Raw genomic sequence first — 9,505 nt, 5'->3', positions numbered from 1 at the left:
AGCGTGGTTTTCGGTTCCCTCACGGATCGAACACACAGCCATTGGCACTCGATCCGGGCGCCTCTCCCAGGCGCGGCAGTTTTCACGGGTCATCGATCCGGGCGCCCCGCGCGGGGCGCGTTGATGACTTTTTGCGAGTCCATCCAGGTCGTACCAATCAAGAATTACGGCTCTTCCCCTTCCTCCCATGTGTGGGTATGATACGGCACAGAAAGTGCGACAATGACCCATGACGCGGTGACGCGGTGACGCGGGGAAAGTATGATCTTCTCCATGTCTCCGTGTCCCCGTGTCCATAACCCCCCGGGGGAAGACCGCAAATGAGCACCATCCAGCCCATCAAGTGGGATCCAAACAGTAAAACCCTCACCCTTCTCGACCAGACGAAACTCCCCATAGAAGAGAACTACATCCAGTATGATGATCCCGGCGCCGTCGCCGCGGCCATCCGGGACCTCGTGGTCCGCGGCGCCCCGGCCATCGGGTGCACGGCCGCCTTCGGGATGGCGCTGGCCGGTTGCCGGTACGCGGGGAACGACCCCGACGCCCTGAGGGCGCGGCTTGAGGACGCGGCCGGGCTTCTGGCCGCGACACGCCCGACAGCGGTGAACCTGTTCTGGGCCATCGAGCGGATGCGCCGCACCCTGCCCCGATACGACGACGTTCAGGCCCTTCGGAACGCCCTGGAGGCCGAGGCGACCGCTATCTTCGATGAGGACCTGGCCTCGTGCCGGGCCATGGGTGATCTCGGGGCCGGCCTGGTGCTGGAAAACGCGAAGATCCTGACCCACTGCAACGCCGGCGCCCTGGCCACCGCCGGATACGGGACCGCCCTGGGGGTCATCCGCTCGGCCCACCGGGACGGCAAGGTCTCCATGGTGTGGGTGGACGAGACCCGGCCCGTCCTCCAGGGAGCGCGGCTCACCGCCTGGGAGATGGTGAAGGAGAATATCCCGGCCACCCTCATCACCGACAACATGGCCGGAGCGGTGATGGCGGCAGGCAAGGTGGATTTCGTGGTGGTGGGGGCTGACCGTATCGCCGCCAACGGCGATGTGGCCAACAAGATCGGAACCTACACGCTGGCGGTGCTGGCGAAACACCACAACATCCCCTTCGTGGTGGCGGCGCCCCTTTCCACCATCGACCTCGCGACCGCCTCCGGGGAGCATATCACCATTGAGAAGCGCGAGCCCGGTGAGGTCACCGGCTACGGGGCCGAGAGATGGGCTCCGCGGGAAATCCGGGTCTTCAACCCCGCTTTCGACGTGACCCCCGCCCGGCTCGTCACCACCATCGTCACCGAAATGGGAATCCTGACCCCGCCTTACGGGGACGCCATCGCCATGGTTGTCGGCGCTGGTTGACGCCGTGGGGGGGACGAACGACAAGCTGCTTCGCCTGATCCGGGAAAGCGGCCGCATCCCGGACAGCGGGGGACTCGACTCGGTCCTCTCTTCCATCTCAGGGTATTCGGGAAAGCTCCACACAGGGCCCGAATTCAGCCAGTGGGTGGTGAAGGCCGCCCTCCAGACAGCCGATCCCCGCTCGGCACTGAACAGGACTGCCCGTCTTCTTTCCGGGATCGACGATCCCAACTTCTATTCCCTCCTCGAGGACCCTGACGGTATCCGTTGCCTCATGGTCATCCTCGGGTACAGCAACTTTCTTTCCTCCCTGATCATGCGTTCTCCCGCCGACTATATCTGGCTCATGAGGGAAGTGGGGCTTGCGGACAGCCGGAGCCTGGCCGACATGAGGCTGGACCTTCTCACGGCCTCGGACCGCGAACTGAACCAGGAAGAGACGGCCGAGCTGCTCCGGGCCAACAAGTACCGGGAGATGCTGCGTATCGGGGTCCGGGACCTTCTCGGATCGGCGACCCTTGGAGAGACGATCTCGGACATCTCCCACCTGGCCGAAGCCTCCATCGACATCGCGGTGGAGTCGGCTTACCGGGAACTCAAGGAAAAACACGGTGTTCCCATCCACACCACGGCCGAGGGACTCAACCGGCCTTGCCGGTTTTCCGTTCTGGGCATGGGGAAGCTGGGGGGGGAGGAACTCAACTACAGCTCGGACATCGACCTTTACTACCTCTACAGTTCCCACGTGGGGATGACAACGGGGCGCCCTGCCCCTTCGGGAGGGTACCGGGATGCCATCGAGAACCACCGGTTCTTCGTCCGGATGGGGGAGATCGTCACGAAACTGCTCAACGAGCGCACCTCCTCCGGGATCGTGTTCCGGGTGGACCTGCGGCTGCGTCCCGAGGGCGATTCGGGAGAGATCGCCTACTCCATCCCGAGCCTGGACGTCTACTACCAGTCATGGGGACGCACGGTGGACCGGCTTGCCCTGCTCAAGGCAAGGCCCGTGGGGGGGGAACGACGGGTAGGGGAGGAGTTTCTCGAGCACATGGGGCCGTTTATTTACCGCCGGCATCTCGACTACGATACCCTGGAGGAGATCGGTCTCCTGAAAGACCGGATCGACCGGCACACCAGGGAAGATGCCAGGGGCGTCAGGGACGTCAAGCTGGGCCGGGGGGGGATCCGGGAGATCGAGTTTATCATCCAGACCCTCCAGCTCATCCACGGGGGGAGGACCTCCGCGGTACGGGAGCGAAACAGTTTAAGGGCCCTGGACCGGCTCATGGAGAACGGGTTCATCACCGAGCGTGACGCGGAGGCCCTCCGCGAGGCCTACACCTTCCTGCGCAATGTCGAGCACCGCATCCAGCTGGTTGAGGAACGTCAGACACAGTTGCTGCCCAGAAGCGATGAGGACCTTGTAAAACTGGTGTGGAGCATGGGGTTCGTTGGCGACGGGTCCCCGGACACGGCGCGGTTCCTGGAAACCTTCGATTCGTTGACCGGCCAGGTGGCCGAACAGTTCAACCGGCTGTTTCACAGGGAGAGTGTCCCGGTACCCGAAGGGGCGCCGGAGCACGACGATCTGCTGGACGAGGAACTCAGCAGGGAAAAGGCGGTCGAAAAGCTCGCCGCCGCCGGCTTCAAGGATCCCGAATCCGCCTACGACAACCTGGTCCTGCTCCGGGACGGACCGCCCTACGGCCACTTTTCCGACACCTGCCGGAACCTGCTGCGACAGATAGCGCCCGTCCTCCTGGCCCACATGGGGGCTGTTTCGGACCCCGACGCCGTGCTCGTGAACCTGGAGCGCTTCATCAGCCGGGTGGGAGCGAGGGCCTCCTACTACTCCATGCTCGCCGCCAACCCCGAAGCTGCGAGGCTCCTGGTGGTCCTCTTCGGCTCGAGTCCATTCCTGTCCGCACTGGTTATCCGGCAGCCCGATCTCCTGGACGTCATCGTGGCCGGAACCGACCTGGCGGCGGTTAAACCCCGCGAGGAGATCGTGGAGGAGGTTCGGGGCCTGATGGTGTCGAGCCCCTCCCTGGAAGACGAACTCATGGTCCTGAGACGGTACCGCAACGGCGAGGTCCTTCGCCTGGGACTCGGGGACCTGCTCGGGGTGAAGGAGCTTCCGGTCATCAACGCTGAATTGACCGGACTGGCCGAGGTCCTCCTGGATGCCTCGTGGCGGATCGCCGTCCGGGAAGCGGGGGGAGGGGAGGAACTGTCCGCGGGGAGTTTCGCCGTCGTGGCCATGGGCAAGGCCGGGGGACGGGAAATGAACTACAGCTCCGACCTGGACATGATCTTCATCTACGATGGGGGTGCAGGGGACGGGATCGGGGGCAGCCGCGAGCATTACACGAGGGTCGCCCAGAGGATGATCACCGTGCTCACCAGCCCCACGGCCGAGGGAGTCCTTTACAGGATCGACATGAGGCTCAGGCCTTCGGGCCAGGCCGGGCCCCTCGTCACCACCCTGGAAGCGTTCGAAAGGTATCACCGCGAAGGGGCCATGGTCTGGGAGCAGCAGGCCATGACCAAGGCGCGGTGGATATGCGGAGACGACCGGTTCCGGGAAAGGGTGGAAAATGTCATCGAGGAACTCGCCTTCGGCCGGCCGCTGACTTCCAGGGGGCTGGAGGAGATCGTCCGGGTAAGAGCCCGGATGGAAGAAGAGATCGGGCAGGAGGCGGGGGGGCAGCATTACGACATCAAGGCAGGCCCCGGCGGGCTCGTGGACGTGGAGTTCGCCGTCCAGATCCTTCAGTTGACATACGGTCACGCTTACCCCCCCCTGCGTACACCCACGACGATGAAAGCCCTTGAAACTCTTTGGAAAACTGGACTTGTAGATGAAAATCAGTATAATGTCTGGCACCGCGCCTACCGTTTTTTCAGGGAGGTTGAAAACGGTTCCCAGCTATACCAGGACCGGTCGGATCCCCGTGTTCCGAAGGACGAGGCCAGGGCGCTTCCCATGGCGCGGAGGCTCGGTTACGAGGGGGCACATGGCGCCAGACGGTTCCTCGATGAAGTGGTGAATACCCGTGAGAAGGTGCGGCAGGAGTTTAACGGCATCGTTGCCGCCTTGAGGGAGAAGCTCGGAGACGGCGCCTGAAGAGCCCTCACTATCTAGATAAAATACGATCGGTGTAAAGCGATCGTATTTTATAGAGGACGAAGAATGGTCACACCGGTGTCGAAGATATGGATGAACGGTAAAATGGTGGACTGGAACGACGCACAGGTCCACGTCCTGACCCACACCCTCCATTACGGACTGGGAGTCTTCGAGGGGATCAGGTTTTACGAGACCCCCGAAGGGCCCGGGATCTTCCGGCTGGCTGATCACGTCAAGCGCCTTTACGATTCGTCCCACATATGCCGGATCGACGTTCCCTATGACTGGGACACCCTTTGGGAGGCTCACCTGGATGTGGTCAGGGTCAACGGCCTCAAGAGCGGTTACATCCGCCCGGTGGTCTACATCAAGGACGGTCCCATGGGGCTTCTCGTTACCGAGGACAACCCGGTGGGTGTGTTCATCGCCACCTGGGCCTGGGGCGCCTACCTGGGAGAGGATGGGCTGAAGAACGGGATCCGTACCAAGATCGCCTCCTTTGCACGCCACCACGTCAACGCCTCCATGAGCAAGGCCAAGGTCAACGGGGCCTACGTCAACTCCATCCTCGCCAAGCGGGAGGCCTGCCAGGCCGGTTACGACGAGACGATCATGCTCGACACCTCCGGATACGTCAGCGAAGGCAGCGGCGAGAACCTGTTCATCGTCCGGGACGGGGTCATCAAGACCACATCCCTGACCTCCATTTTAAACGGGATCACCCGGGACAGCGTCATGACCCTCGCCGGCGAGCTGGGCTACGAGGTCGTGGAAGACAGGTTCACACGGGATGAGCTGTACATTTCAGACGAGGCGTTCTTCACCGGCACCGCCGCGGAGGTCACCCCCATCCGGGAGGTGGACGACCGGATCATCGGGGAGGGGAAACCCGGTCCTGTCACTAAAAAGATCCAGGAAGCCTACTTCAAGGCGGTCCACGGTGAGGATCCGAACCACAGGGACTGGATAACAGTGGTCTGAAAGACACAATAAACAAGAGGCGAAGAGACAAAGAGGGGAATGAGCCAGATGGTTTCTTCCCCTTTTCCCCTTTTCTCCTCCTCTCCTTTTTCAGTCACCAATCCTGCCAAACTCTGTATACAGGGAGTTCCAATTGATTAATGTCCCACAACCGGATGAGCGTACCCTGTTTTTAATCGACGGCAGCTCCTACATCTATCGCGCCTACCACGCGATCAGGTCTCTTTCCACCCGCTCCGGCTTTCCCACAAACGCCATCTTCGGTTTCTCCAACATGCTGCTCAAGGTGCTCCGGGACCATCAGCCGACTTACGCGGCCATGGTCATGGACGCGCCAGGTCCAACCTTCCGCCACGAGGCCTATCCGGAGTACAAGGCCAACCGTCCCCCCATGCCCGATGACCTTGTCGTCCAGATGCCGCGCATCGACGAGGTGACGAAGGCGTTCAACATCCCATGCCTGAGGATTCAGGGAATGGAGGCCGATGACATCATCGCCACCCTGGCGCGTCAATACGCCGGTAAAGTGGACCGGGTGGTCATCGTCTCCTCCGACAAGGACCTCATGCAGCTGGTCGGCCCCGGCGTGGTCATGCTCGACACCATGAAGGACAAGTGGATCGGTGTCGACGAGGTTGTGGAAAAGTTCGGTGTGGAGCCTTCCCGTGTGGCCCATGTCCTGGCCCTTACGGGGGACTCGGCGGACAACGTTCCCGGCCTTCGAGGTGTGGGCCCGAAGACTGCGGGCAAACTCATCGCGCAGTTCGGTTCGGTGGAGGAACTCATCGCCCGCAGCGACGAGGTCGGGGGGAAACTGGGCCAGAGGCTGCCCGCCGAAGCCGAGGCGGTGCGCCAGTCCCTGGCCCTCGTGACCCTCAGGGACGACCTTGATGTGAGCCGGGATCTGGAGGATCTGAAGGTGACCGGGCTGGACGGCGGGGCGGTGAGGCAGCTGTTCGAGGAACTGGAGTTTACCCGCCTTGTCAACGAACTGGTGCCGAGGGAGGCTCTGGGCCGGGAGGGGTACCGTACCGTCCTCACCGTAGACGAACTGGAGCATCTTGCCGGAGTCCTGTCCGCCGCCGGGCGTTTTGCCCTGGATGTTGAAACCGATAATCTTGATCCCATGCGGGCAGGTCTCGTGGGGATCTCTTTTTCCTGGGCCGAGGGGCAGGCGGCCTACATTCCCCTGACACATAACTACCTGGGAGCCCCCGGCCAGCTACCGGCGCCCACGGTCCTCGAGGTGCTCGGGCCCCTGCTGGCGGACCGGTCCATCGGGAAGATCGGCCAGAATATCAAGTACGATCTTACCGTGCTGCACAGGGCCGGATGGCCCCTGGCGGGGATATCCTTCGACACCATGATCGCTTCGTGGCTCACGAACCCTTCGCGTCGCAGCCACGGACTGGACGAGATCGCCTCGGAACTTTTCGGACACACCATGATCACCTACAAGGAGCTTACAAAGCGCGGGCGGGAACAGCTCACTTTCGACCAGGTGCCCATTGAGGAAGCGTCCACCTACTCGTGTGAGGACTCTGACGTGACGTACCGGGCGGCGGCTCCCCTTGGCGGGGAACTCGACGAGATGGAACTGACGGGGCTTTTCGCCGATGTTGAGATGCCCCTCGTCCTCGTCCTCGCTCACATGGAACAGGCAGGTATCCTCCTGGACACCCATCTCCTGTCCGGGATCTCCAATGAGCTGGGCGGCAAGGTCAGGGAACTGGAGGCCCGGATCCACGAGGAGGCAGGACACCCCTTTAACGTCAACTCGCCCCGTCAGCTGGGACAGGTCCTGTTCACCGAACTGGGGCTGCCCCCGGTGAGGAAGACCAAGACAGGGTATTCCACCGACGACGACGTTCTCCTCGCACTTTCAAGCCGGCACCACCTGCCGGCCATGGTAAGGGAGTACCGCACCCTCGCCAAGCTCCGGTCCACCTACGTGGACGCCTTGCCGGCCCTCGTGCATCCGGAAACGGGCCGGATCCACACCTCATTCAACCAGGCGGTCACCTCCACGGGCCGGCTGTCCTCCTCGGACCCCAACCTTCAGAACATCCCCATCCGGACGGAGGAGGGGCGGCGCATCAGGGAAGCTTTCATTGCCCCCGAGGGTATGGTCCTCCTTTCGGCCGATTACTCCCAGGTGGAGTTGAGGGTCCTGGCTCACCTGTCGGGTGACCCCGGTCTCGTGGAGGCGTTCGAGATGGGACAGGATGTCCACGCCCGGACCGCCTGCCAGGTCCTGGGGGCTGTTCCCGGCCGGGTGGAGCCGGAGCTGCGCCGCCGGGCCAAGGTGATCAACTTCGGGATCATCTACGGGATGAGCGCCTTTGGCCTTTCCAGGGAACTGGGCATCTCCCCGGGCGAAGCCGCCCGCATCATCGACGAATACTTCAACGTGTACTCGGGGGTGAAGGAGTTCACGGAGAAGATCCTGGCCGAAGCCCGGCAGAACGGGTACGTCCAGACCCTTCTCAAGAGAAGGCGCATCCTGCCTGAACTGGAGTCGAAGAACCCCAACACCCGCCAGTACGGGGAGCGCATGGCCATCAACACGCCGATACAGGGCACCGCGGCGGACCTTATCAAGATGGCCATGCTCCTGGTCCACGGAGGGTTGGCCGGTCATGCCCCCGGGGCGAGGATGCTCCTGCAGGTCCACGACGAACTCCTCTTCGAGGTCCCCGAGGGACAGGTCGAGGCAGCCTCTGCCTTCGTCAGAAACACCATGGAGGGAGTCATGGAACTCAGCGTGCCGCTGGTGGTGGATGTGGGTTGGGGCAGGAACTGGGCGGAGGCCCATTAGGGCAGAAGTTTGCGGTTTACAGTTTACTGTTCACAGTGATTGCAACTCCCGGTGCGGTTATACTGTAAACCGTTAACTGTAAACAGTTAACTCCTTTACTTCCATTGACCGTGCCTCCACCCCTATGTTAGATTTTCACATGCCTTTCCGGGAAATCCGCACCAGCTTCGTCACGGGGGGGACGGGGTTCGTCGGAAGCCACCTGGTGGACCATCTTCTCCAGCGCGGCTCCGAGGTGCGATGTCTGGTCCGCGACCGGTCGAGGACCAGGTGGCTGCAAGGTAAGCCTGTCACCCTTGTCGAGGGTGATCTCGATTCCGAAGCGATCATTAGAGACGCTGCCTCGGGGACCGACGCCTTTTTCCATCTGGCCGGGGCTACCGCTGCGGCCTCCCGGGAACAGTATTTCAGGGTTAACGCCGAGGGGTCCCGGAAGGCGGCAAGAGCCGCCCTAGAGGCGGCGGAGCCTCCCGGTGTCTTTATCTATGTGTCGAGCATGGCGGCGGTGGGGCCGGGTCTGTCCGGTGAGGTTGTGGCAGAAACTCGTCGACCCCTGCCGGTCACCGATTACGGCCGGAGCAAACTGGATGGGGAGCGGATCCTTTCAGGGATGGGGCCCCTTCCGTTGGTGACCTTGCGTCCGCCGACGGTTTACGGTCCCAGGGACCGGGAAGTCCTGCCCATGTTCAGGCTCGCTTCGAAGGGGTTCTTGCCGCTCCTGAACCCGGAAGCCTCCCTCAGCCTGGTTCACGTGGAAGACCTGGTCAGGGGGATCGTGGCGGCAGCACAGCACAGCAGGATAGGGGAGACCTATTTCATCACGCACCCTGAGCCGATAGCGACGGTTGATCTGCCCGGGTATTTCAGTGATGCTTTGGGGAGAAGGGTCAGGGGGCTCAGGGTTCCCGGTGGGGTGCTGGCCGCCGCCGCATCCGTGTCGGAAGGCTGGGGCAGGCTCACGGGCCGCATGCCCGTTTTTAACCGCCAGAAGGTGCGGGAACTGACGGCTGCCAGCTGGGTGTGCAGCTACGAAAAGGCCCGCGAACAAATCGACTTCACAGCCGGCATTGCTATCGCTGACGGGGTCGCCAGGACCGCCCGTTGGTACGAAGAGCAGGGTTGGCTTTAATCTTGATAGAGTCGCAAAAAGTCCAATCCGGGACTTTTCGCTCCACGGAAAGGGAAAAGCGTCGTTTTCCCTTTCCT

5 protein-coding genes are annotated in these 9,505 nt (G+C 62.5%); all 5 read left to right on the top strand.

Going from position 1 to position 9,505, the window contains the following annotated elements; translation table 11 throughout:
* Nucleotides 1-320: 320 nt before the first annotated feature.
* The 5 genes from mtnA to P1S46_09720 all read left to right on the top strand — a co-directional run bounded on the left by mtnA (nucleotide 321) and on the right by P1S46_09720 (nucleotide 9,428).
* Nucleotides 321-1,367: an S-methyl-5-thioribose-1-phosphate isomerase gene (gene mtnA, locus P1S46_09740; GenBank protein ID MDF1536761.1), complete on the top strand. Its 1,047-nt coding sequence runs from the start codon at nucleotides 321-323 to the stop codon at nucleotides 1,365-1,367.
* Complete coding sequence (gene glnE, locus P1S46_09735) at nucleotides 1,351-4,497, top strand: bifunctional [glutamate--ammonia ligase]-adenylyl-L-tyrosine phosphorylase/[glutamate--ammonia-ligase] adenylyltransferase (GenBank protein ID MDF1536760.1); 3,147 nt, start codon at nucleotides 1,351-1,353, stop codon at nucleotides 4,495-4,497. Before mtnA ends, glnE begins: the two co-directional genes overlap by 17 nt.
* Before the next feature lie 66 nt (nucleotides 4,498-4,563).
* Nucleotides 4,564-5,481, top strand: coding sequence for a branched-chain amino acid transaminase (locus tag P1S46_09730; GenBank protein MDF1536759.1), 918 nt, complete (start codon nucleotides 4,564-4,566; stop codon nucleotides 5,479-5,481).
* 133 nt (nucleotides 5,482-5,614) lie between these two features.
* A complete protein-coding gene (gene polA / locus P1S46_09725) occupies nucleotides 5,615-8,299 on the top strand; it encodes a DNA polymerase I (GenBank protein ID MDF1536758.1) in 2,685 nt (894 codons plus the stop codon).
* A 139-nt stretch (nucleotides 8,300-8,438) separates the two neighbouring features.
* Nucleotides 8,439-9,428: an NAD-dependent epimerase/dehydratase family protein gene (locus P1S46_09720; protein MDF1536757.1), complete on the top strand. Its 990-nt coding sequence runs from the start codon at nucleotides 8,439-8,441 to the stop codon at nucleotides 9,426-9,428.
* Nucleotides 9,429-9,505 lie beyond the last annotated feature (77 nt).

This window comes from bacterium, from assembly GCA_029210545.1.
Taxonomy (GTDB): domain Bacteria; phylum BMS3Abin14; class BMS3Abin14; order BMS3Abin14; family BMS3Abin14; genus JARGFV01.
The sequence above is the reverse complement of the archived record's forward strand: the minus strand, read 5'-3'. Positions and strand labels throughout refer to the sequence as shown.

Excerpts from the sequence above, each read along its gene's own strand:
- mtnA (MDF1536761.1), top strand. The coding sequence starts at position 321 with ATGAGCACCATCCAGCCCATCAAGTGGGATCCAAACAGTAAAACCCTC.
- P1S46_09730 (MDF1536759.1), top strand. The coding sequence starts at position 4,564 with ATGGTCACACCGGTGTCGAAGATATGGATGAACGGTAAAATGGTGGAC.
- P1S46_09720 (MDF1536757.1), top strand. The coding sequence starts at position 8,439 with ATGCCTTTCCGGGAAATCCGCACCAGCTTCGTCACGGGGGGGACGGGG.